Origin of the sequence: Vibrio sp. TMPB1044, from assembly GCF_030442075.1 — a bacterium.
In the GTDB taxonomy this organism is placed as follows: Bacteria; Pseudomonadota; Gammaproteobacteria; order Enterobacterales; family Vibrionaceae; genus Vibrio; species Vibrio satsumensis.
Genome location: NZ_JAUJED010000038.1, coordinates 29,935 through 51,557, shown reverse-complemented (window position 1 = coordinate 51,557; position 21,623 = coordinate 29,935). Strand labels below are relative to the sequence as shown.

The window sequence follows — 21,623 nt, the reverse complement described above, 5'->3', positions numbered from 1 at the left end:
GTATTGTTTAGCCTTGTAAATAATCTATATTTATAGAAAAGGGCTCCTAAGGGAGCCCTTTTTGATATTTCAATCACGACAGAGAATGATATGAAAGAATCGATTCAAGTTACCTTAGAGCAGTTAAGAGAAACTCTGCATTATCACGCCGTTCGTTATTACGTAGAAGATAGCCCTGAGATCCCTGATGTCGAGTACGATCGATTAATGCAGCAATTGCTAAAGATCGAAGAAGAGAACCCAGAGCTAGTGACGGTAGATTCTCCGAGCCAGCGTGTTGGTGGTCAGCCTCTCGATGGTTTCACTCAAGTGACTCATGAGATCCCAATGCTTTCTCTGGACAATGCTTTCTCTGATGAAGATTTGGATGCGTTCAATAAGCGAATGTCTGATAGAGCGCCAACCGCAAATCTCAAGACTTTCTGTTGTGAACCTAAGCTTGATGGCCTTGCCGTTAGCTTGCTCTATGTGAATGGTACCCTAGTTCAGGCTGCTACACGTGGTGACGGTACGACGGGTGAAAATATCACTGAAAACGTGCGTACTATCAGCTCTATCCCACTTAAATTACAAGGTGCAGGCTGGCCAGAGCGTATTGAAGTTCGTGGCGAGGTGTTTATGCCAAAAGCGGGTTTCGATAAGTTGAATGAGATGGCGTTGAAGAAAGGCGAGAAAGTCTTTGTTAACCCACGTAATGCCGCTGCAGGTAGCCTGCGTCAGCTTGATTCTCGAATTACAGCAAAACGCCCGCTGGCTTTCTATGCCTACAGTGTTGGTGTTGTAGAGGGCGCTGAGCTATCTAATAGCCACTATCAACGCTTCTTACAGCTGAAAGGCTGGGGGTTACCTATGTGTCCTGAGACTAAGCAGCTTAGCTCACTTGAAGACGTAAAGGCTTATTACCAAGACATCATGACCCGTCGCGATGCTCTGGCTTATGAGATTGATGGTGTGGTGATCAAAGTCGACGATATTGCCGCACAAGAAGTGCTTGGCTTTGTTGCTAGAGCGCCTCGCTGGGCGGTTGCTTACAAATTCCCAGCGCAAGAAGAGATCACTCTGCTTAACGATGTTGAGTTCCAGGTAGGCCGTACGGGCGCTATTACGCCGGTTGCTAAACTGGAACCTATCTTCGTAGGTGGCGTGACGGTGAGTAATGCCACGCTTCACAATGCCGATGAGATTGCTCGTTTAGGCGTGAAGATAGGCGACAGCGTTATTATTCGCCGTGCTGGCGACGTGATTCCGCAAATTGTGGCTGTTGTACTAGATCGTCGCCCTGAAACAGCGAAAGACATCCTATTCCCGAGTGCTTGCCCAGTATGTAACTCAGCAGTTGAGCGCATAGAGGGTGAGGCTGTAGCGCGTTGTACTGGCGGTTTAGTATGTCAGGCGCAGCGTAAAGAAGCGCTGAAGCACTTTGTGTCGAGAAAGGCGCTGGATGTTGATGGCCTTGGCGTAAAGGTGATAGAGCAGCTTGTAGACCGTGAAATGGTAGAAACGCCCGCTGACCTGTTCAAGCTCAGCGCGGGCGTGATCACAGTTCTTGATCGTATGGGGCCTAAATCGGCGCAAAATGTGGTGAGTGCGCTTAATAAAGCCAAAGACACAACACTGGCACGTTTCCTTTATTCGCTAGGTATTCGTGAAGTGGGTGAAGCAACTGCGATGAACTTGGCGCAACACTTCAAAACACTGGAGCTGGTTCAAGTTGCGACCCATGAACAATTAGTTGAGGTGTCTGATATTGGTGACATTGTCGCTAGCCATATCACAAGTTTCTTTTCGCAAGAGAAAAACAGAGCGGTAGTCGATCAGCTGATAGAACTTGGCGTTAACTGGCCTGTCATCGAAGAAGCTGCGGATGATCAAGAGCTACCACTAGAAGGTAAGGTAGTTGTGTTGACTGGGTCACTTTCTCAACTAGGTCGCAGTGAAGCCAAAGCGGCATTGCAAGCATTGGGTGCGAAAGTTACGGGTAGCGTATCTAAGAAAACGGACATCTTGTTTGCCGGTGAAGCGGCGGGTTCTAAATTAACCAAAGCACAAGATTTAGGTATCGAAATAAGAACAGAAGAAGATCTAATAGCCCTTATTTCGTAAGTAAATACAGATAAAAAAAGCTCAAAGGCACTCCTTTTAAGGGAGTGCCTTTTTTGTTTCTGATATAAAAATGAGGGCTTTTTAATTGTTGATAATTTTGTTCCTATATGAACTCTAAAGTCAGGACAGTGACGCTGCTCAATATTAATGAAATACCGTTCCAGTTGTATTAAATATGCGAGTCATATCTATTTTTATAAAAACAAAAAATCGTTAAGTTATTGTTTTTATTTGATTTAATTGTATTGCGGGGTGGCTTTTTCAATTTATCGATCTGGATCACTAAGTACCTACTAAATTTGCACCAACTCATATTTTTTTAGATGAAAATTAAGTTCTCATTGATCTTTTTGAGGGCGAAGTTAGTCTTAATGCCATGGATGCACACGATGTGTATAACCAGAAAGGAAATAGAGAATTCAGAGTTCAGGGTTCTCAAACAAGAAAAGGTATTTCTCTCTACGGCGGCCAACTTTAGGCGGGGAATATTCAAACAGCTATATCCATTTTTAGGAGTTTTATTCCATGGAAAACAAAATTTTCAAACGTACTCTACTAGGTGCAACAGTTGCACTTTTATCGACAGGCGTAATGGCGAAAGAAGTTGGTATCAACTCTGACTTCAACGTTGACGTATACGGTGTTGCAGCTATCTCTTTAGTGAACTACAACACAACTGACAACAATGACTCTAGCTCTGGCTATGCTGTAGAGAATGAATCTCGTATCGGCTTCCGTGCTCACAAAGATATGTTTGAAGACGTTACAATCACAATGCAGATCGAATCTGGCTACGTAGATAGCACAGACTGGTCTCACGGTGGCGTTTCAGGCGGTGTTCTAGGTTTCCGTGATACTTTCGTTGGCGCTTCTGGCTCTTGGGGTAATCTACGTGTGGGTCGTGTTCTTACGCCACTATACGAAATCGTCGACTGGCCATTCTCTAACCCTGGTCTAGGTTCTGTATTCGATTGGGGCGGCATCAACGGTCACTACGATCGTCAATCTAACCAAGTACGTTACGATTCAGCTAAATTTGGTGGTTTCTCTTTTGCAGCTTCTGTTGGTCGTGATGATAACGACAACGGTGGTGGTGCGGCGACTCGTGATGCTAACTTCGTTGGTGCAAGTGCTAAGTACAGCTTCGAAAAAGTAACATTCATGGGTGCAGTTGAATCTGGTACACGTGTAGTTGCGGCTTCTGGTGGTGAGTACTTAATCGCTCAAGAAGAAGTTAAGCTTGCTGACGGTACTGTTGTTAAAGCTGGTGACCAATATCAATCAGATGTAGTTGCGGGCTACGATGATGATACATTTGCATACATCGTTGGCTTTGAAGCTAGCCTACCAGCGGGTTTCGGCTTTGCTGCAGCATATAAAGGTGAAGAGCTAGACAATGGTATCCGTAAAGTGACTCAAGACTCTTACTCTATCATTGGTCAATACTGGAACGGTCCAATCGGTTTCAAACTAGGTTACGCAGCGAACCTTGAGTCTGAAACAAACGGTTCTAAAGACGCTAACTCAGATAGCAACACTATCTCTGGTCAGCTAATGGCAGTTCACAACGGTTTCGTACCTTACCTACGTGTAGCGGGTCGTACTGTTGGTGACGCTGATACAGATATCGTAACTCGCGTTGGTCTTGAGTACGGTTTCTAAGCTAAAGTTATCAGCTTAAAAATAGTTAGATAAAAATCAAAACGCTGGTAAATTATTTTGCCAGCGTTTTTCCATAGTGAACATAAGGAATTAGTCATAATGAATAAAGTTAGTGTAGTTGTATTATCATTATTTTTGGGAGCTTGTAGTTCACTCGATTCAAAAAGTAATTTTGCAGATTCAGTAGCAGATGTACAGCCTAAAGGTGGTTACATTCAAGTGACTGGACAATCTTATGTGGCTGAAAGTAAAGCTAATGTAGGGGCGGATATCCTGAAATCGTCACTCTACTTTACGTATAACAAAGAAGTAACACAGAATTCAGCCCCAGAATCTTCAATCACTATGGATGTAAGCTACTTCCAAAGTTATAAAGAGTACGAAACTGTTAGCTTTTTTGGTAAGACGATAGAGCTAGAAGAGAGACAAGTACCAAGAGAAAGCTGCAGTGAGCATTGTACAAAGACTCAATATATTAAATTTCCATTAAGTGATGCTGACATTCAGCAATCAAGAGCAAAGAATTTAGAGTTTACGCTTGATGGACAAAACTCAACAATGAGTACAACTTTTATTGTGCCGAAAGCGTATATCGACACAATCTACAACGGTGCGAATAATCATACAGCTATTGCGGTTGCTCCTGTAGCTGCAGTGCCAGTAGCAGCAGTTTCTGCAGAGGAACCAAAAGCCTCGCAAGCACAAGAGATGGTTAACTACTGGTACGGCGAAGCAACAAAAGAAGAACAATCTGCAGTGACAGATTGGGCATTCAAGAACCGTAAGAACGCTAACCCTGCATCACTAGAAGGCTCAAAAGAAATCGAAATGGTTTCATATTGGTTCAATAAGCTAGACAGCGAAGAAAAATCTCAAACTATGATTTGGCTGTTAGAGCAAGAGTAGGCTTCTAACGTAAGTCTCTAGCTATGTTTTTCAACCGCAGTATTGTATAACAGCAGTACTGCGGTTTTTCTTTTTAGGCTTACAGGTAAGATTGTGAATATTGGTGAAGTAGCAAAGCGTGTTGGTACGACAGCGAAATCCATTCGTTTTTACGAAAGTAAGGGCATGATGAGCCCACCGCACCGTTCAGAAAATGGGTATAGGCAATACGGCGAGATTCACATCGAACAGTTGGAGTTTGTACTGAGAGCTAAGATGGTTGGATTCACTCTTGACGAATGTAAAGCGCTTGTTGAATTGGCAATGAACCCCAACAGACAAAGCTACGAAGTAAAAAAGAAAGCCACGCAGAAGTTAGATGAAATAGAGTTGAAGCTTGCGGAATTAAACAAGATGAAGGTGCAGCTGCAATCTTGGGTACATGATTGCCCTGGAGACACTTCAACGGAATGTCCTATTTTAAACAACCTTGCTGGCCGCAGTTAGTTTCGAATGTAAATAATAGTCAGGCTGCAAATAGTATTACTAGCCTGACTTTAATTACTTATCACAGTACTGTTCCGCCGTAATGTTTGCAGATCAGAATTGGTACATGAGTGACAGCATTGCCATCTGAGCACTTAACAATAGGCCCCATGTTTCCGTTACCTGGAGACTGACTGCTCGCCAGAGCACTGCCGAATGACAGGCTGAATATCGCTGTTAAAATTATTAGGAAATGTCTCATACAGACTCCGTTATGTTTATCTCTTGTTGAGATAAACGAAAGTATGGACAAGGAAATGAAAATTTCAAAAATTGGACGGACTTAACATTTTTAACAATTATAATTAAGCGAGAGCGTGGCTCACTATTCATATATATATTGGTTAAGAAACCTGACTTTCTTATATCTTTTTAGCTCAATCAAAATTTTTAGCTTTACGAAATAAGAACTTATTTTTTTTACTATTCAATCTATCGTAATGATAATTCGAATATTATTAAGGTTCAAAAATAGAAAAAGCCTGCATTTATTGAAAGTACAGGCTTCATATAGCTCTTTTTTATAAAGGTTCTATTATTAGAACTATTCCGTCTAAAGCGACAATCCTAATTTCGGTGCCAGATGGGATATCTTGACTCGCCTTTGCTGACCAAGAAGAGTCACCGAACTTAATTCGACAGCTACCTTTCTTTACGTCTTCACTTAGAATAATGGTTTGACCTACCAGTTGTTTTTCTCTTTGGTTTAACTCTCGCCCTGCATCTGACTGCCTGTCATTAGACAGTTGTCTTCTCCACCATAACCAAGTGGTAATCAGAGAGAAGCTAGCGAAGGACAGCCATTGCATCTGCCAACCGATTGGTAGTGCGCCTAATAGGGCACCGACCAACATGGCAGATATGCCTATCCATAAAAAGTAACCAGCGGTTCCAATTAGCTCAAGCGCTAACAATGCTAGACCAAACGCTAACCAATGCCAGTGGTTTACTTGTTCTAGTAATTCGACCATAAGTTAGTCCTTACTACCTTTGTCATTCTTATGTGCAAACATCTCCGCGATACCCGCGACAGAACCCATAAGGCCAGTTGCTTCGAGTGGCAGCATGATGATCTTGCCGTTTTCAGCTTGGCCTATAGATTTCAATGCGTCGGTGTAACCTTGTGCAATAAAGTAATTGACCGCTTGCATGTCACCTTGAGCAATTGCCGTTGATACCATTTCTGTCGCTTTAGCTTCTGCTTCTGCGGCACGCTCACGGGCTTCTGCTTGCAATATTGCTGCTTGCTTCTCACCTTCTGCTTTCAGGATCTCTGATTGCTTGTGACCTTCTGCTTTCAAGATCTCAGCTTGTCGTACACCTTCTGCTTCTAGGATATCAGCACGTTTATTACGCTCGGCTTTCATCTGGGCATTCATCGCAGCAGTAAGGTCTGCTGGTGGCTGCACATCTTTGATTTCGATACGTGTAACCTTCACGCCCCACGGGTTAGTTGCTTCATCAACGATATTTAGGAGCTTAGTATTGATCATGTCACGCTGGCTAAGCATCTCATCCAGCTCCATCGAGCCCAGTACAGTACGAATATTAGTGAGGGTTAAGTTACGAATCGCGTGTTCAAGGTCATTCACTTCATAAGCCGCCTTAGGTGCATCGATCACTTGAACAAAACACACCGCATCAATAACTACATTCGCGTTATCTTTGGAGATGACTTCTTGTGCTGGGATATCGAGAACACGCTCCATCATACTGATGCGTTGTCCAACTTTATCAATAAATGGAATGATTAAGTTAAGACCCGGTTTAAGAGTATGTGTGTATCGGCCAAAGCGTTCTACGGTCCAGTTATTGCCTTGCGGAACCGTTTTTACTCCGGCGAAAATAAACAGTAGTGCGACGGCAGTAAAGACGCCAATAGTAATCAAGGTATCAATAGGCATACAAAGTCCTTTGCAAGTTTAAGTTTTTGAATGTTTATTACTCATACTGGCGCATATTTAAAGGCGGGGCAAATTTATAAATGAGAAATGGGCCATAAAACATTGATTTTATGGCCCATTATGGAGTTTTGCATTCAAAAACCTAATAGGTAGATTCGCTGAATTTAGATTTGATAGCTAACTGGCTTAAGACTCAGCAGTTACAGAACTTGACTAGTAAAGCAGAGAGTAAAGTTGACGGCGGTACTTACTGGCAACTGGGTTACCTTGTCCAAGCGCACTCAATATGTCCATGAACTCTTTTTTCATGTCGCCATCGAGAGTATTAAGATCTTTGGCTAGGCAAGACCACAATAGATCCATTGCTTCTTCACTGCGGTTCACTTGGTGATATTGTAATGCTAATTCAGATGCCGTTTTAGCGTCGCTTGGGTTTTGCTGAAGAGCGGCTTCTAATGCTTGTATTTCAGGGCTGTCTGCAGCCTGCTTGTGAAGCTCAAGTTTGGCGACTAAGCCTTTGTAGTAATTATCTTGGTACTCAAGAGGGATGGTTGATAGCTGAATTTCAGCAAGGTCAAATTGTTGCGTTTCTAACAAACACTCTGCGATCGCCAGTTTTACTTCACCTTTATTCGTTAGCTCAGCTGGAAGTTGCTGCATTGCTGCTAGTGCTTGTGTGTGTTCACCTGCTTGCATTTGCTCAAGAGCTTGACGTAAAGCTAGTTCATCTTGACTAGGAAGGTGTTTGCCTAGCATCTCTACAATCGCGTCTAAGCTTTGAGGACCACCGAGCCCGTCGACAGGTTGACCGTTAACAAACAGTGCAATCGTAGGCAGTGCTTGAACACCAAACTGGCTAGCAATCGCTTGTTCTTGCTCGCAATTCAATAGCGCTAACGTGAAAGCACCGTTGTATTGCTGAGTTAAGGTTTGAAGTTCAGGAATGACTTGGGCGCTCTCTTGGCTCATTGGTGCCCAAAAATGGATGAGTACAGGGGTCTGCATCGAACCTTCTAATACTTGACGAAAGTTCTGCTCATTAAGTTCAACAATATGCGGAGATTGCATTTACGTTCCTTGAGGTTTGTTTTGTGGATACGTTGCAAATATGGGGGGATTAGTCGGTAACTTCAAGATCTAACTCGATTATCTCGGATAAAAAGAACCAAAAATAGAAAAACGCTATGCTTCGATGTTGATAGAGTTGTTATCTCAACATGGAAGGCATAGCGTTATCATCGAGGTAGTCAGTGAGGCGTTGCGTGAGATACTCAAAACAGAATAAACAACGTAATAGCCAGACCCACACCTACCCAATTAAGGCGGTTTAAAGTCATGAGATTTCCAGAGTAGAACCATCAATTGGGAATAATTGATGGGATAGGATCATCATGGCATCTTATTGTTACGGAAAAATTACATCGTTACATTAAAGTTTGCGACTCTGCATTCAAAGTTAGCAATTTATGCAGCTTTTCTCAAAATAGGGTCTAGCAAGCGACTCGGTAGAATTCTTTTCAATACCGCGAACACTTTAGTTGGAGTTGTAACTCGATATCTTAACTTGGGTTTATCGGCTGTGAGAGCATGGAATACCGGCTCAATACAACTTTCGGGAGGCAGCACAAAAGCGTTATTCGATGATTCTTTTTTGAGTCGATCTTTTTGTTGTTGATAAGCGTCTTGGTGAGCGCTGCCAGAAATGTTGATCCATTTATTGAACGCTTTTAAGGCATTGGTTCTAAATTGAGTCTCAATTGGCCCTGGTTGCAGTAATGAGATCTGTATACCACTGCCATGCAGCTCCAATCGCAAGGTATCCGTCCAGCCCTCAATTGCGAATTTAGAAGCATTATAAGCACCACGATACTTCATCGCTGCAAAACCTAATACGGAACTGTTTTGTACGATTCGACCTTCGCCACGTTCGCGCATGTGCGGAAGGATCTGACAAACGAGATGATGCCAACCAAAGAAGTTGGTTTCGAATTGCTCTCTGAGCCCCTGGGTCGGTAAGTCTTCTAGCGCACCTGCTTGACCGTAAGCACCGTTATTGAATAATCCATACAATCCATTAGGTGCGAGATCAATAGCAAGCTTGGCGCCATGCTCAATACTTTCTTGGTTGGAAAGGTCTAATTTAATACAGGTGAGGCCTTCGTCTTGAAGGCGTTGAACATCTTGTGGATCACGACAAGATGCAATGACATGAAAACCACGTTTTTGAAGTGCATGAGCACATGTATAGCCAATACCTGTTGAGCAACCGGTAATAAGAATCGACTTGTTCACACTTAATCCTTTATTAGAGTCTCTATCGATCTAGGGTAAAGAATTAGTCTTGATGTTGTAACAAGTTTTTTAGTGCCGGCTCGATTCTTGAGTAACTAAAGATGAATCCCATCTCAGTGAGTTTCTTCGGTTTGGAGCGAATGCTGTCAAATAGCAGACAAGATGATTCGCCCATCAGAAGCGACATTGCCCATTTTGGGGTGAATAAGAAATGGGGGCGGCCTAATTGTTTAGCTAACGTGCTGCTGAACAGTTTGTTGGTAACAGGGTGAGGTGCACACATATTGAATTCCCCTTGAGCGTGAGGAATTGACAACAAATGGTTGATGGCTCTCACCATATCAAGCATGTGAATCCAAGGCATATACTGTTCACCTGAACCTAGTGGTCCACCGACCCCGAGTTTATAGGGCATTAACATTTTTTTGAGTGCGCCGCCATTTTCGCCAAGTACAATCCCTGTTCGTAGTAGTATCACACGCGTATTGTCTGATTGGGCTCTCTTGGCTATTTCTTCCCAGTGGGCACAGACTTTATGAGGAAAGCTTTCATCTTCTACTTGCAGTGATTCGTCAAACGGGTGCTGCTGCTGATCGCCATAGTAACCTACGGCTGAGCCGCTAATAAAAGCTTGTGGCGGGTTGCTACTGGCATGAATTAATTCGACCAGTTTTTCAGTGATGTGCCAGCGACTGTTACAGATCCTCTCTTTTTGCTCTGTACTCCAGCGTTTATCAGCAATAGGCTCGCCAGCAAGGTTGACCACTACATCGAAGTCATTGAGATCACTGATCTCATCAAGGGATTGAATGTAATGAAGGTTGTTTTGGTTGAGGTGATTTAGATTTTGTTTCGCATTTTCAGGACTCCGCGTCAGCAATGTCACGTCGTCAGTGTTCCAACTCTTGACTAATTCAGAGCCAATAAATCCAGTACCACCAGTTAACAATATCTTCATACCAATCTCCCTATTAAACATAATTATAGACATGGCTTGTTTTTAGTCGCCAATCAATACGAAAAAATCACTATAACGATCATAAGGTTTCAATCGTGTGATGCCCAAATTACGCCTTTTTCAATTTACTCAGGGGTGAAATTAAATTCATTTGGTCAAGATGTGTATCGCTATCACACTTATGCACTTTATTCGGATATGTTACCAACTGCGTAATATTTGTCACATAAGGAATTATAAGGATTTGCCATGATTATTAGTAATTCATAATCAGCAACAAGGAATTGCGATGATGGCGGTGCTTGCTTTGTTTCGGTCCATGTTAGGTAGCCTTAGGGATCTATTGCCAATCGTAGCGGTAATCGCTTTCTTTCAGCTTGCTGTTCTGCAAGAGCCACTCCCTCATCTGTTGTCTATTTTGACTGGCTTAGTGCTGGTGGTATTTGGTCTGACTTTCTTCATCTTTGGCCTTGAAATGGGGTTGTTCCCGATTGGCGAATCGATGGCTCAAGCATTTGCGCGAAAGGGCAGTGTGTTCTGGTTATTGATCTTCGCTTTCTGTTTAGGATTCGGCACCACCATTGCCGAGCCCGCGTTAACCGCAGTCGCTGCCGAAGCTGCAGAAGTGGCAGCCGAGGGAGGAGTCATTCCTAATTCATTAGATGAAATGGAGCAGTATGCCGATGGCCTGCGCTTTACTGTGGCGTTGTCGGTTGGCATTGCTATTTTACTCGGCGTGTTACGAATCTTAAAAGGTTGGCCAATTCAGTACATGATCATTGGTGGTTATATTGGTGTGGTGGCGCTCACTGCTTTTGCTCCTGAAAATATTATTGGGATTGCGTACGACTCTGGGGGGGTCACAACATCGACGATCACCGTTCCTTTGGTAACAGCGTTGGGCGTTGGCTTGGCCTCGGCAATTAAAGGACGCAATCCGATGATTGATGGGTTTGGATTGATCGCGTTTGCTTCATTGTTACCAATGATGTTTGTCATGGTGTACGGAATGGTGGTGACATGATCAGTGCTCAACAATTTATCGATACCTTTTTAGGCACTGTGATGGATGTGATTCCGATTGCGGTCATCATCTTTGGTTTTCAGTTAGCAGTGCTGCGTAAGCCAGTCAATAACCTAGCCAAAGTACTCATTGGTTTCTTTTACGTCATTCTTGGTTTATCACTTTTTCTGATGGGCTTGGAGCTCGCGTTGTTCCCTCTAGGGGAAACGATGGCAATGCAACTCACTGAACCAAGCTTTTTGGCTGAGTTTAAGATCAGCTCTGGTCTTGCATTGACTTGGTTTGATTATTACTGGGTCTATCTTTTCGCGTTTTGCATTGGTTTCAGTACCACGATAGCCGAGCCTTCTTTGATCGCTGTGGCGATTAAGGCAAACCAAGTTTCCGGTGGCAGTATCAGCGTCAATGGATTGAGGATCGCCGTGGCATTAGGGGTTGCTATCGGTATCTCACTTGGCAGCTATCGTATCGTTGCGGGTGACCCGATCCATTACTACATCATTTTGGGTTATGTCATCGTGGTCATTCAAACCTTTTACGCCCCAAAACTCATTATTCCACTGGCCTATGACTCGGGCGGCGTAACCACGTCAACGGTGACAGTCCCTTTAGTAACGGCGCTCGGGCTTGGGCTCGCTTCAACCGTACCAGGACGAAACCCTGTCATTGATGGTTTTGGATTGATCGCTTTTGCCAGCTTATTTCCCATTATATCGGTGATGAGCTACGCCCAAATAACTCAATGGTTAAACCGTTTACACACCTCTAAGGAGAGCAAAGATGCGCTTTAAATTGATCTTAGCGTTTGTAGAAGAGAGCAAGACCGACACCGTGCTCGATGCCGCGCGTGATGCGGGCGCAACCGGAGCAACGGTGATTAACAATGCCAGGGGGCAGGGGTTAAACCAAAAGCGCACCTTCTTTGGGTTAACGTTAGAGGTGCAAAAAGATGTATTGCTGTTTGTTGTCGAAGAGCATCTAGCAAGGCATATCCTAGAAAGGATCAGTGAAGTGGGTGAGTTCGACCAAGAGTCAGGACAAGGTATAGCAGTGCAGATCGACGTCGAAGATGCCGTCGGGGTAGCGCATCAAGTCGAAACATTAACTAAGGTTGTGGAGGATGAACTATGAATACCAATGACAAGATTCGTGTGAGTGACGTAATGGCCAATACCTATGTGATTATTGATGGGCTAACCACGGTGTTGGAAGCGATAGAGATGGCGAAGAAACACAAAGTAAAGGCCATCATTGTCGATAAACGCCACGCAGACGACGAGTACGGCATTGTATTGATGAATGACATTGCCAAGAAAGTACTGGCTAAGAACCGTTCTCCCAAGCGTACTAATGTTTATGAGATCATGACCAAGCCAGCGCTAAGCGTGTCTGCTGAGATGAACGTAAAGTATTGTGCTCGCCTGTTTGAGCGCTTTGGTATCAGTCGTGCGCCAGTAGTGCGTGACAACAAGATAGTCGGTATGGTTAGTTACAATAATATCGTGATCAACGGCATGGCGAGAGATGACGTGTAGCATTTAGATACGTACAATAGGCTCATAAATTTTATGGAGAAGTACGTGTGAAATTATTTTTTGCTTCAGACCTACACGGTTCGCTGCCCGCAACAGAAAAAGTATTAGAGCTATACCGAACGTCTGGTGCGCAATATTTAGTGTTATTGGGTGACATTCTGAATCATGGACCAAGAAACCCGATTCCAGAAGGATACAATCCGCCGGTGGTTGCAGAAAAGTTGAATGCGTTTTCTCAAGAGATTATTGCTGTTCGTGGCAACTGCGATAGCGAAGTGGATCAGATGCTGTTGTCTTTTCCTATGATGATGGATTATTCGTGGGTACTATTAGAATCAGGCCAACGTATCTTTCTAACCCATGGTCATTTATACAACACCAACAAACGTCCAGCGCTGAAAGCGGGTGATATTATTGCCCATGGCCATACCCATGTTCCAGTTGCAGAATATCAAGATGATATATTTATCTTTAACCCTAGTTCGGTGACATTCCCACGAGATGGCCACGCGGCGAGCTACGGTATATATGAAAATAATACGTTCAAAGTTATTAGTCTTGAAGGTGATGAGCTTGTGAGTGGCCAGCTATAAGCTCTCGTAGTCAGTTTCATCAACATTTAATAGGGGGACGGAACTTGAATCTGTCACTGCTATAAAAAGGCTTATTTTGAGTCTACGTGGCCGAGGTCTCTGTCTGGAGCAATGATGTTTCGCACTCTTTGCTTCAGAATTTTAGCCTCTGGAAAACCTTCATCTGTTTTTCTTTCCCAAATCTGTACACCATTACAAAAGATTTCGAATCTGCCTCCGGTATCTGGATGCAAGCTTACTTGTTCAATTTCCTCACTGAAGGTATGAAGCAGCTCTTGGCATAACCAACTAGAACGAAGCATCCAATTGCACTGGCGACAGTAATATATGGATATGGAAGCCTTAGCAATTGATGTCGCTGTTTGAGTAGGTTCTGTTCTCATGGATGCTCCTCTAAACGCTATAATAGTAATTTCCTACTGGTATCATTGCTCCAATGACGAGATGGAGCACGGATAGCAAAAAAGGGGCGTTATGCCCCTTTTCCTATTGGTTTACCGTTTCATGGTATTAGCCATTGGAATGCAGTAAATAGCTTTCCAATCTTAGTTTGAAAACAATACGGTAGAACCATGATTTAAGCTAGTCAGTAACAGTGCCTTCGGGTTAACGATGTCAATGCGACGGCTTTGCTCAGCGTCCATCTTAATGACTTGAGTGATAAGCTCTAGTTGTTCTTCAGAAAAGTCTTGGCGCTGAGCAGAAGTCACATCTTTAAACTCTGTTGGTGAAACCAGTAAGTAGTTATCGTTAATATCCCACTGACCTGTTTCAGAGATGTTGATGACATTTGCAGGTGCCGTTTGAGTGCCGTACAGTCTAACCACAGACATTCTCAGGTACGTACCATTGGGTAGGTACTTTGCATTCGATGACAGTTCAACTTTACGAAGTGGGCCAATTGAATCAGCTTGTTTGTTGTCGCTAATTAGAGTCACCATTTTCGATTGCCATTCATGCTGAGTAAGCAAGCGCTCTACTTTTGCATCGCTGCCCCAATGTAGCCAACCACTTAAAAACGCAGATAGAACCAGTAAAATAATTGATACTTTTAATTTCATGTTACTGACCACCGTTACAAATGTCGTTTACATCCGACTGGTTTGCGTAAATTCTTAGGGTTACATTTTCGCTTGAGTACTCTTGCGGGTGAATGTAGTTGAGAGCAAGGTTGTTGGTTTGTCCACCTGTTGCAATCACTTCAGTCGGCTTTAGCATACCAGTGTGATTAGTGTTGTAACGCAATACACACTTCTCTATCGCTGGCAGCCAACTACTGAGATCTGGGTGATTAATCGGTGATTGAACTTTTACACCATCCACTTCAGCCAATGTTTTGAACTTAGACTCTGCCGGGTTAGTAAACGTTAATACCAAAATTGGCATGATGAAAGCAGCAAGCAGTAACGAAAACGTTAACCACTTATCGGTGCGTTTTGCCGGAGTCGCAACAGGAGTTGTTGCTGGTTCTGCTTCAACCTTAGTTTCTTGAACGTTCGCAATCGGTTCAGGTTCAACCGTTTCAGTGCTCGCTTCTTCAGCCGCTGTCGGTGTTGCAAACGTTAGGATAGGTTCTACGTCATTTTCTGCAATTTCAGCCGCTACTGGCTGATCATTTGATGAAAATGGAGCAGAGCGCTCGACCGTCGCAATAAATTGGTAACCGCGCTTAGGCACTGTTTTTACGAATTCTGGAGACTTGGTCGAGTCTTTGAGCATCTTTCTCAGGGTCGATACTGCTTGCGTTAAGCTTGAGTCATCAACCTCAAAGCCTTGGTCTCGCCAAACATACTCATGTAATTCATTGCGAGTGATAACTTCATTGGGTCTTTCTGACAGCATCAGGAGAATGCGGCTTTCATTGCTGCCAAGACGTACGACTTCGCCGTCGCTCAGTTGGTCAACAAGTGAGTTGCTGTTTGGATCGAATACGAACCGCTGTGCGAGAATAAACTTTGTGCCGATATTGCTCATTGAATTCTTCTATTTTGGATGATTTTGGGTGCGAAATAGACAAATCTCAGGTGAAGTTCCGTTAATTCTTCACCAAATCATGGCTTCTTTTATGTTCTTTTATATTTATCAGACTCAAGGATAATAAAAACAGATCAAAAAAACAGTGTTTTTATGATTTTTGACCTTGAATTTACATTTGTCATCCTCATGTTAATGAACAGAAGAGTGGCATCAAGTGTTACGCCCCTATGATTATTCAACATAAAGTATAGATGTTTTGGAGTAAAAATGAGCGAAACGGCAACGCAAAATAAAGAGACTCGTGGCTTTCAATCTGAAGTAAAACAACTACTTCATCTAATGATTCACTCACTGTATTCAAATAAAGAAATCTTTTTACGTGAGCTGATCTCTAACGCATCTGACGCGGCTGATAAGCTTCGTTTTCAAGCTCTATCGAACGGTGACCTTTACCAAGGTGATGCAGATCTAGGTGTAAAACTTTCATTCAACGCTGAGGCAAATACATTAACGATTTCTGATAACGGTATCGGTATGAGCCGTGACAACGTTATTGAACATTTAGGCACAATCGCTAAATCAGGCACTGCAGACTTTTTCTCAAAGCTATCTGAAGACCAAAGCAAAGACTCTCAATTGATTGGTCAATTTGGTGTTGGTTTCTACTCTGCATTCATCGTTGCTGACGCGGTAACGGTTCGCACACGTGCCGCAGGTCTTGCAAGCAATGAAGCGGTGCAATGGCACTCTGCTGGTGAAGGCGACTACACAATTGAAGACATCACGAAAGAGTCTCGTGGTACTGACATCATTCTTCATATGCGTGAAGACGGTAAAGAGTTCTTAAATGAATGGCGTCTGCGTGAAGTGATTGGTAAATATTCTGACCACATCGGCATTCCAGTTTCTATCTTCACAGCTGTGAAAGATGATGAAGGTAAAGACACCGAAGAGAAACACTGGGAACAGATCAACAAGGCGCAAGCGCTTTGGACTCGTAACAAGTCTGAGATCGAGAAAGAAGAGTACCAAGAGTTTTACAAGCACGTATCTCACGACTTTGCTGATCCACTAACCTGGAGCCACAACAAAGTTGAAGGTAAGAACGACTACACAAGTTTGCTTTACATCCCAGCAAAAGCGCCTTGGGATATGATGAACCGTGACCACAAGAGCGGTTTAAAACTTTATGTACAGCGTGTATTCATCATGGATGATGCTGAGCAGTTCATGCCATCTTACATGCGTTTCGTTCGCGGCTTGATTGATTCAAACGATCTGCCTCTGAACGTGTCGCGTGAAATCCTGCAAGATAACAAGGTGACTCAGTCTCTTCGTGGTGCATGTACCAAGCGTGTGCTGACTATGCTTGAGCGCATGGCGAAGAACGACAATGAAAAGTACCTTGAGTTTTGGAAAGAGTTTGGCCTAGTAATGAAAGAAGGCCCAGCGGAAGACATGGCGAATAAAGAGAAGATCGCTAGCCTGCTTCGTTTCTCATCAACGGAAGTGGACTCGGCTGAACAAACCATCAGCTTAGCGTCTTACGTAGAGCGTATGAAAGAAGGCCAAGATAAAATTTATTACCTAACCGCGGATAGCTACGCTGCTGCTAAGAACAGCCCACACTTGGAGCAATTCAAAGCAAAAGGTATTGAAGTGGTTCTAATGTACGATCGCATTGACGAGTACGTAATGAACTATCTGACTGACTTTGACGGTAAACAGTTCCAATCGATCACTAAAGCGGGCTTAGATCTAAGCAAGTTCGAAGGTGAAGAAGAGAAAGAGAAACAAAAAGAGACAGAAGAAGAGTTCAAGTCTGTTGTTGAGCGCACTCAATCTTACCTAGGTGGTCGTGTTAAAGAAGTTCGTACGACCTTCAAGCTAGCAACAACACCTACGGTTGTTGTCACTGACGACTTCGAAATGGGCACGCAAATGGCTAAGCTTCTTGAAGCTGCGGGTCAAGCGGCACCGGAAGTTAAGTATATCTTTGAGATTAACCCTGAACACGCACTTGTGAAACAGATGGCTGATGAAGCTGATGAGCAAGCGTTCGGCCGTTGGGTTGAATTACTCCTTGGCCAAGCTATGCTAGCTGAAAAAGGCTCAATGGAAGATCCGTCACAATTCTTGGGTGCAATCAACGAGCTACTAACAAAGCGTTAGTCTTTCGACTTTAGGTTAAGTCAATAATTGTAATAAAAAGCTCGCAAATGCGGGCTTTTTTTATGAACGTCGCTGAAAATTGACCTAACGTGGTCGACGTCACCGTTATCGTCACAACAAATGTTGTCGATGCATTCTTTAGTCGTAAATTCAGCCAAATTGAATATTAATGTGATAGAATGCTCGACCTAATCAGCTGGGGCTAGGAAGCTACTATCTCCAGTTGTATGATTTTTAAACGTTATACCGAAACTTACCGTTTTGCTTCTGTTCACAGTTTTGCTTAGCCTCAATGGTTACTTAACTCTTTCTGTTCATCCTAAAAATGAGCAAGAATGGAGGGATAGTGAGCTTCGGTATAAATCATAATTTTATAAGAGGATTAAACATGCGCATCATTCTTCTAGGTGCTCCTGGCGCGGGTAAAGGTACTCAAGCTAACTTCATCATGAACAAATTTGGTATCCCTCAAATTTCAACTGGTGACATGCTACGTGCTGCTATCAAAGCGGGTACTGAGCTTGGTAAGCAAGCAAAATCAGTAATCGACGCTGGTCAGCTAGTTTCTGATGAAATTATCCTTGGTCTTATCAAAGAGCGTATCGCTCAAGATGACTGTGAGAAAGGTTTCCTACTAGACGGTTTCCCACGCACAATCCCACAAGCTGATGGCCTAAAAGAAATGGGCATCGCTGTTGATTACGTTGTTGAATTCGACGTAGCTGACGATGTGATTGTTGAGCGTATGGCTGGTCGTCGTGCTCACCTTCCTTCTGGTCGTACATACCACACTGTGTACAACCCACCTAAAGAAGAAGGTAAAGATGACGTAACTGGTGAAGAGCTAGTTGTACGTGATGACGACAAAGAAGAAACAGTTCGTGCACGTCTAGGTGTATACCACGATCAAACAGCTCCGCTAATCTCTTACTACGGTAAAGAAGCTGAAGCAGGTAACACTCAGTACCTTAAGTTTGACGGTACTAAGCAAGTTGCTGAAGTTAGTGCAGAACTTGAGAAAGCACTAGCATAATTGGCTAACAGCCAGTTTTAGAATTTGATATATTGGAAGCGACCTTAAGGGTCGCTTTTTTTGTTTCAATTTTTAGTACGATACCAATCTAGATAATTCGATTACACATCGTTCAAGACGAAACCGTTTTTGATGAAGGTGGCTCACAATCGAAAGTAGATGTTGTGATATCCCGTTTAAAGAATGATTATTCAGACATTTAGTGGGAAGCAATGATCTTAAACTTATGCAGATTAGTATATTACTTTCCAGAAAATCACATATTGGTCTCAGGTATCTATGGAAAATAATAAAAAGCAGGGCGTTTTACTGGTGAATTTAGGTACGCCAGATTCTGCGACCCCAGCTGGCGTTCGTCGATTTTTGAGTGAGTTCTTGCACGACAAGCGAGTAGTAAACCTAACTCGTTGGCTTTGGTGTCCTATTCTGCATGGGGTGATTCTTCCTATTCGTTCACCTAAGGTTGCGAAGCTATATCAGTCGGTTTGGATGGATGATGGATCACCTTTGCTCGTTTACTCGCAGAGACAAGCGGAAAAGCTAGAGAAAAAATTAGAGATGCCGGTTGCATTGGGAATGACCTATGGTAACCCAAGCCTTAAGACGGGTATCGAACAACTGATGGAGCAGGGCGTTGAAGACGTTATTGTATTGCCTTTGTACCCTCAGTACTCAGGTACAACGACAGCGGCTGTTTCTGATGGCTTAACCAAAGCTTTTAAGCAGATGCCTGTAATCCCAAGCTATCGCTTTATTCGCGATTACTATTCACACCCGAGCTATGCCAAAGCACTGGCTGAAAGCGTTCGCAGTCATTGGGATCAAAATGGCAGAGCTGATCACTTGGTTTGTTCGTTCCACGGCATTCCGAAGCGCTTAGCTGATGAAGGCGATATCTATCCACAGCACTGTGAAGCAACGACAAAACTGCTTGCAGCAGAGCTAGGTTTATCTGAAGAAGACATCACCATGACCTACCAATCTCGATTTGGTCGAGAGGAGTGGTTGAAGCCATACACTGATGAGACGCTTGAATCACTGCCAAACAAAGGCATCAAGAAGATCGATATCATGGCGCCTGCATTCTCGGTGGATTGCTTGGAAACATTGGAAGAGATTTCAGACCAGTGTAAAGAGACTTTCATCGAAGCTGGTGGCTCAGACTTTAGCTACATTATGTGTCTTAACGATAGAGACTCACATATCGACATGATGGCTGAACTGGTAGCGTTTCATCGCTAATTGATGTGTCGATTGAATAGATAACAAAAGGGCTGCTCATTGAGCAGCCCTTTTTGATCTTGATGTTTCTTCTTGAAATGGATCTAGATATTAAGCCACCGACGTTTCTGCTGTCTCAGCTTTTGGTTCTGCTTCAAGCGTCATGTTGGTTTCTACACCATGCATCCATGATACAAGCTTACCAGCACAAAGAAGCAATAATACGCCACTAATTGTTGCTGTAATCGCGATACCACCAAAGATAGACATCGCGCCAAGTTCACCAACGTGAGAACCCACTAGGCCTGCTACGTAGTTTGCAACCGCATTGAAGCCGAACCAAGCACCCATCATTAGTGATGCTAAACGAAGTGGAGCTAGCTTAGTGACCAACGACAGGCCAATAGGCGATAGACAAAGCTCACCAAGGGTATGGAAGAAGAATGCACCTACTAGCCATAACATCGATGTTTTCACTGTTAGGTCGCCACCTTGTTCCATTACCGCACCCATCATGCACACAAAGCCAAGTGCTAAGAAGAACAACGCCATCGCAAATTTAACCGGTGAGTTGGGTTCACGCTTACCTAGTTTCACCCAAAACGCAGCGATGATCGGTGCAAGTGTAATGATGAAGAATGGGTTCAGAGATTGGAACCAAGCAGCAGGAACTTCAAAACCACCAATCATACGGTCAGTATATTGTTGAGTGTAGATGTTCATTAGGCCGCCAGCTTGTTCAAAGCCAGCCCAGAAAACGATTACGAACAGACCCATAATCAGAATAACTTTTAGTCTGTCGAATTCTTCTTTAGTCAGCGGCGCTTTCTCTTTCGATTTGTTCAGCTCTTTTGCTCGAGCTGCCGCAGGTACAGAACCGATGTTGCCTAACCAAGATTGAGCCATCGTCATCTGCATGATCAAGCTAATAACCATACCAATACCAGCAGCCAAGAAACCTGCTTTCCAGCCGAATGAATCGACTGCTGCACCCGAAATCAAGCCACCAAGTAGTGCGCCTAAGTTGATGCCCATGTAGAAAATGGTGAAAGCACCATCACGGCGGTTATCACCTTCCTGGTACAAGTCGCCAACCATGGTCGAGATGTTTGGCTTAAACATACCGTTACCACTGATAAGCAGTGCTAAACCAAGGTACAGAGCGTTGACTTGGTCTAAGCCAATAAAACCGTTAGGTAGGGCAAGTGTGAATTGGCCTAGAGCCATTAATACACCACCAATCAGGATCGATTTACGTTGTCCTAGGTAGTTATCGGCAATCCAGCCACCAATTAATGGTGTGATGTAGACTAAACCCGTGTAGATCCCGTAGAGATCGAGTGCGTCTTTTGTTGACCAACCAAGGCCACCATTAAGGGTGGTATCAGTTAAGAATAAAACAAGAATTGCACGCATTGCATAGTAGGAGAAACGTTCCCATAGCTCTGTGCTAAATAGTAGAAATAGGCCTCTAGGGTGGCCAAAGATGTTGTGGTTGCTTGGCATAAGTTTTACTAATTTTAGGTATTAAAAGATTTTATAGTCATTCATGTATACACAGTGGGATAAAAGTCTGCAATAGACGTATTTTATGGTTACGATAACTTGATTTGGTTAAGTTTTTGATATTAATAGTATTTGTTTTTAATGTTGCCCATTTAGGATGTGCTGCAAACTAATTTTCCAGATTTGAGTTGGTTGGTTGATAACCGTTTTAA

The 21,623-nt window shown here is 43.4% G+C and carries 22 protein-coding genes; 12 read left to right on the top strand and 10 right to left on the bottom strand.

All coding sequences use genetic code 11. The features are described 5' to 3' along the window. Positions 1-90: 90 nt before the first annotated feature. The 4 genes from ligA (at position 91) to cueR (ending at position 5,157) form a co-directional block, all read left to right on the top strand. Entirely contained in the window at positions 91-2,103 is a 2,013-nt protein-coding gene (ligA, locus tag QQ041_RS20605) for an NAD-dependent DNA ligase LigA (protein WP_285954952.1), read from the top strand. 525 nt (positions 2,104-2,628) lie between these two features. Further along, the gene (locus tag QQ041_RS20600) at positions 2,629-3,765 is read left to right on the top strand and encodes a porin (RefSeq protein ID WP_146490393.1); all 1,137 of its coding nucleotides are present in this window, start codon (positions 2,629-2,631) and stop codon (positions 3,763-3,765) included. 99 nt (positions 3,766-3,864) lie between these two features. After that, complete coding sequence (locus QQ041_RS20595; protein WP_285954951.1) at positions 3,865-4,671, top strand: DUF2057 domain-containing protein; 807 nt, start codon at positions 3,865-3,867, stop codon at positions 4,669-4,671. A gap of 93 nt (positions 4,672-4,764) precedes the next feature. Further along, on the top strand, positions 4,765-5,157 hold the full coding sequence (gene cueR / locus QQ041_RS20590) for a Cu(I)-responsive transcriptional regulator (protein WP_060982188.1): 393 nt from the start codon (positions 4,765-4,767) through the stop codon (positions 5,155-5,157). A gap of 61 nt (positions 5,158-5,218) precedes the next feature. Here the strand turns inward: cueR and QQ041_RS20585 are convergent, their stop codons facing one another. The 6 genes from QQ041_RS20585 to QQ041_RS20560 form a co-directional block, all read right to left on the bottom strand. After that, positions 5,219-5,398: a hypothetical protein gene (locus QQ041_RS20585; RefSeq protein ID WP_081090150.1), complete on the bottom strand. Its 180-nt coding sequence runs from the start codon at positions 5,396-5,398 to the stop codon at positions 5,219-5,221. 319 nt (positions 5,399-5,717) lie between these two features. Continuing rightward, a complete protein-coding gene (locus tag QQ041_RS20580) occupies positions 5,718-6,167 on the bottom strand; it encodes an NfeD family protein (RefSeq protein WP_146490391.1) in 450 nt (149 codons plus the stop codon). Between the two features lie 3 nt (positions 6,168-6,170). Then, positions 6,171-7,100, bottom strand: coding sequence for an SPFH domain-containing protein (locus tag QQ041_RS20575; RefSeq protein ID WP_017063395.1), 930 nt, complete (start codon positions 7,098-7,100; stop codon positions 6,171-6,173). A 213-nt stretch (positions 7,101-7,313) separates the two neighbouring features. Then, the gene (locus QQ041_RS20570) at positions 7,314-8,168 is read right to left on the bottom strand and encodes a co-chaperone YbbN (RefSeq protein ID WP_285954950.1); all 855 of its coding nucleotides are present in this window, start codon (positions 8,166-8,168) and stop codon (positions 7,314-7,316) included. Between the two features lie 396 nt (positions 8,169-8,564). Continuing rightward, entirely contained in the window at positions 8,565-9,392 is an 828-nt protein-coding gene (locus QQ041_RS20565; protein ID WP_285954949.1) for an SDR family oxidoreductase, read from the bottom strand. A gap of 43 nt (positions 9,393-9,435) precedes the next feature. Next, the gene (locus QQ041_RS20560) at positions 9,436-10,350 is read right to left on the bottom strand and encodes a TIGR01777 family oxidoreductase (protein ID WP_285954948.1); all 915 of its coding nucleotides are present in this window, start codon (positions 10,348-10,350) and stop codon (positions 9,436-9,438) included. A gap of 289 nt (positions 10,351-10,639) precedes the next feature. Here QQ041_RS20560 and QQ041_RS20555 point away from each other — a divergent pair, with 289 nt between their 5' ends. The 5 genes from QQ041_RS20555 to yfcE are packed head-to-tail and all read left to right on the top strand — an operon-like array spanning position 10,640 to position 13,502. Continuing rightward, positions 10,640-11,374, top strand: coding sequence for a DUF1538 domain-containing protein (locus tag QQ041_RS20555; protein WP_285954947.1), 735 nt, complete (start codon positions 10,640-10,642; stop codon positions 11,372-11,374). Continuing rightward, positions 11,371-12,165 (top strand): DUF1538 domain-containing protein, encoded by a 795-nt coding sequence (locus QQ041_RS20550; protein WP_285954946.1) that lies wholly within the window; start codon positions 11,371-11,373, stop codon positions 12,163-12,165. The genes QQ041_RS20555 and QQ041_RS20550 overlap by 4 nt, the downstream gene beginning before the upstream one ends. Further along, complete coding sequence (locus tag QQ041_RS20545; protein ID WP_054547637.1) at positions 12,155-12,505, top strand: P-II family nitrogen regulator; 351 nt, start codon at positions 12,155-12,157, stop codon at positions 12,503-12,505. The genes QQ041_RS20550 and QQ041_RS20545 overlap by 11 nt, the downstream gene beginning before the upstream one ends. Next, complete coding sequence (locus QQ041_RS20540) at positions 12,502-12,909, top strand: CBS domain-containing protein (protein ID WP_060982197.1); 408 nt, start codon at positions 12,502-12,504, stop codon at positions 12,907-12,909. The genes QQ041_RS20545 and QQ041_RS20540 overlap by 4 nt, the downstream gene beginning before the upstream one ends. Positions 12,910-12,956: 47 nt before the next feature. Further along, complete coding sequence (gene yfcE, locus QQ041_RS20535) at positions 12,957-13,502, top strand: phosphodiesterase (RefSeq protein ID WP_060982198.1); 546 nt, start codon at positions 12,957-12,959, stop codon at positions 13,500-13,502. Between the two features lie 71 nt (positions 13,503-13,573). On the opposite strand, the gene QQ041_RS20530 is transcribed toward yfcE, so the two are convergent. From QQ041_RS20530 to QQ041_RS20520, 3 genes are all read right to left on the bottom strand, one after another. Continuing rightward, entirely contained in the window at positions 13,574-13,885 is a 312-nt protein-coding gene (locus QQ041_RS20530; protein WP_186728031.1) for a SelT/SelW/SelH family protein, read from the bottom strand. A 162-nt stretch (positions 13,886-14,047) separates the two neighbouring features. Beyond that, on the bottom strand, positions 14,048-14,563 hold the full coding sequence (locus QQ041_RS20525; RefSeq protein ID WP_061019528.1) for a regulatory protein ToxS: 516 nt from the start codon (positions 14,561-14,563) through the stop codon (positions 14,048-14,050). Position 14,564: 1 nt separating this feature from the next. After that, a complete protein-coding gene (locus QQ041_RS20520) occupies positions 14,565-15,476 on the bottom strand; it encodes a transcriptional regulator (protein ID WP_146490383.1) in 912 nt (303 codons plus the stop codon). 270 nt (positions 15,477-15,746) lie between these two features. Between QQ041_RS20520 and htpG the strand changes: the two genes are divergently transcribed. The 3 genes from htpG to hemH all read left to right on the top strand — a co-directional run bounded on the left by htpG (position 15,747) and on the right by hemH (position 19,926). Beyond that, a complete protein-coding gene (htpG, locus tag QQ041_RS20515; RefSeq protein ID WP_285954945.1) occupies positions 15,747-17,651 on the top strand; it encodes a molecular chaperone HtpG in 1,905 nt (634 codons plus the stop codon). A gap of 388 nt (positions 17,652-18,039) precedes the next feature. Then, a complete protein-coding gene (gene adk, locus QQ041_RS20510; protein WP_048660860.1) occupies positions 18,040-18,684 on the top strand; it encodes an adenylate kinase in 645 nt (214 codons plus the stop codon). A 279-nt stretch (positions 18,685-18,963) separates the two neighbouring features. Then, positions 18,964-19,926 carry a ferrochelatase gene (gene hemH / locus QQ041_RS20505; RefSeq protein WP_285954944.1) on the top strand — a complete coding sequence of 321 codons (963 nt, stop codon included), beginning with the start codon at positions 18,964-18,966 and terminating at the stop codon, positions 19,924-19,926. Positions 19,927-20,016: 90 nt separating this feature from the next. Here the strand turns inward: hemH and QQ041_RS20500 are convergent, their stop codons facing one another. After that, positions 20,017-21,411: a peptide MFS transporter gene (locus QQ041_RS20500; RefSeq protein ID WP_123311293.1), complete on the bottom strand. Its 1,395-nt coding sequence runs from the start codon at positions 21,409-21,411 to the stop codon at positions 20,017-20,019. Between the last annotated feature and the right edge of the window lie 212 nt (positions 21,412-21,623).

Excerpts from the sequence above, each read along its gene's own strand:
- QQ041_RS20540 (WP_060982197.1), top strand. The coding sequence starts at position 12,502 with ATGAATACCAATGACAAGATTCGTGTGAGTGACGTAATGGCCAATACC.
- htpG (WP_285954945.1), top strand. The coding sequence starts at position 15,747 with ATGAGCGAAACGGCAACGCAAAATAAAGAGACTCGTGGCTTTCAATCT.
- QQ041_RS20575 (WP_017063395.1), bottom strand. The coding sequence starts at position 7,100 with ATGCCTATTGATACCTTGATTACTATTGGCGTCTTTACTGCCGTCGCA.
- QQ041_RS20525 (WP_061019528.1), bottom strand. The coding sequence starts at position 14,563 with ATGAAATTAAAAGTATCAATTATTTTACTGGTTCTATCTGCGTTTTTA.
- QQ041_RS20560 (WP_285954948.1), bottom strand. The coding sequence starts at position 10,350 with ATGAAGATATTGTTAACTGGTGGTACTGGATTTATTGGCTCTGAATTA.
- QQ041_RS20585 (WP_081090150.1), bottom strand. The coding sequence starts at position 5,398 with ATGAGACATTTCCTAATAATTTTAACAGCGATATTCAGCCTGTCATTC.
- QQ041_RS20600 (WP_146490393.1), top strand. The coding sequence starts at position 2,629 with ATGGAAAACAAAATTTTCAAACGTACTCTACTAGGTGCAACAGTTGCA.
- QQ041_RS20570 (WP_285954950.1), bottom strand. The coding sequence starts at position 8,168 with ATGCAATCTCCGCATATTGTTGAACTTAATGAGCAGAACTTTCGTCAA.
- adk (WP_048660860.1), top strand. The coding sequence starts at position 18,040 with ATGCGCATCATTCTTCTAGGTGCTCCTGGCGCGGGTAAAGGTACTCAA.
- QQ041_RS20580 (WP_146490391.1), bottom strand. The coding sequence starts at position 6,167 with ATGGTCGAATTACTAGAACAAGTAAACCACTGGCATTGGTTAGCGTTT.
- QQ041_RS20520 (WP_146490383.1), bottom strand. The coding sequence starts at position 15,476 with ATGAGCAATATCGGCACAAAGTTTATTCTCGCACAGCGGTTCGTATTC.
- QQ041_RS20545 (WP_054547637.1), top strand. The coding sequence starts at position 12,155 with ATGCGCTTTAAATTGATCTTAGCGTTTGTAGAAGAGAGCAAGACCGAC.
- QQ041_RS20500 (WP_123311293.1), bottom strand. The coding sequence starts at position 21,411 with ATGCCAAGCAACCACAACATCTTTGGCCACCCTAGAGGCCTATTTCTA.
- QQ041_RS20550 (WP_285954946.1), top strand. The coding sequence starts at position 11,371 with ATGATCAGTGCTCAACAATTTATCGATACCTTTTTAGGCACTGTGATG.
- QQ041_RS20595 (WP_285954951.1), top strand. The coding sequence starts at position 3,865 with ATGAATAAAGTTAGTGTAGTTGTATTATCATTATTTTTGGGAGCTTGT.
- QQ041_RS20530 (WP_186728031.1), bottom strand. The coding sequence starts at position 13,885 with ATGAGAACAGAACCTACTCAAACAGCGACATCAATTGCTAAGGCTTCC.
- hemH (WP_285954944.1), top strand. The coding sequence starts at position 18,964 with ATGGAAAATAATAAAAAGCAGGGCGTTTTACTGGTGAATTTAGGTACG.
- ligA (WP_285954952.1), top strand. The coding sequence starts at position 91 with ATGAAAGAATCGATTCAAGTTACCTTAGAGCAGTTAAGAGAAACTCTG.
- QQ041_RS20555 (WP_285954947.1), top strand. The coding sequence starts at position 10,640 with ATGATGGCGGTGCTTGCTTTGTTTCGGTCCATGTTAGGTAGCCTTAGG.